General features: G+C 50.5%; 1 protein-coding gene and 1 pseudogene. Both read left to right on the top strand.

What is annotated here, in order from left to right:
- Positions 1–5 precede the first annotated feature (5 nt).
- A complete protein-coding gene (locus D5269_RS18110; protein WP_243126969.1) occupies positions 6–128 on the top strand; it encodes a hypothetical protein in 123 nt (40 codons plus the stop codon).
- 474 nt (positions 129–602) lie between these two features.
- Positions 603–697: pseudogene (locus tag D5269_RS18785) on the top strand (RNA polymerase subunit sigma-70); the annotation flags it as partial.

The raw sequence follows: 697 nt of genomic DNA, 5'->3' as shown, positions 1-697 counted from the left end.
GCTGGATGTTTGCCGGCGGTTTCAAACAGATTGACGGCAAGTGGTACTACTTTTATGCGGACGGTTCCATGGCGGTCAATACCACCATTGACGGTTACACCATCGGCCCGGACGGGGCCAGAAAATAGGACGGGAAAGGAGCGGCATCAGCCTTGGAGATTCCTGAAGCGATACAACCGAATACCGCCCAGAGGTAATTAGGTGCCGCAATCCCGGCTGACCCAATCCTTCTTTGTCGCATAGCGGTTAATTTTATGGAGGCCGTCTATGCGTAAACGTCCCTTTTGATCTATCTCTGCCCTTATGGGGCAGAGGCTTGAATAACAGAATAACCGATACGTTCAGGGCGCAGATGATGCAACAATCATCTGCGCCCTGTTTTTGTCTGCCCTTTTTCGGCAAAAAGAAGGGATATTCTGGCAAAAAAGACAAAAAGCGCACTGTATGGGGAAAGAGAAACGACAAACCTCCCCCTGCCCCGCACTTTTTCTACATAGCTCAACAATTTCATAGGTTCCATTGTTTGTGGGGACCCGGCTGCCGGTCCCCGCCTCTATTCGATTCACCCGTCAACCACGCCTGAATCGAAATGGAGGAAAACTATGGGATTTCACTATGGATACGAAAAAAGGAAGTTTGATGCAGAATGGACCCGGCTGGAACAGGAATACCGCGCAGCCGGTATGGACGATAGGCA

It is taken from the genome of Anaerotruncus sp. 1XD42-93, from assembly GCF_009917605.1.
In the GTDB taxonomy this organism is placed as follows: domain Bacteria; phylum Bacillota; class Clostridia; order Oscillospirales; family Ruminococcaceae; genus Anaerotruncus.
The sequence above is the reverse complement of the archived record's forward strand: the minus strand, read 5'-3'. Positions and strand labels throughout refer to the sequence as shown.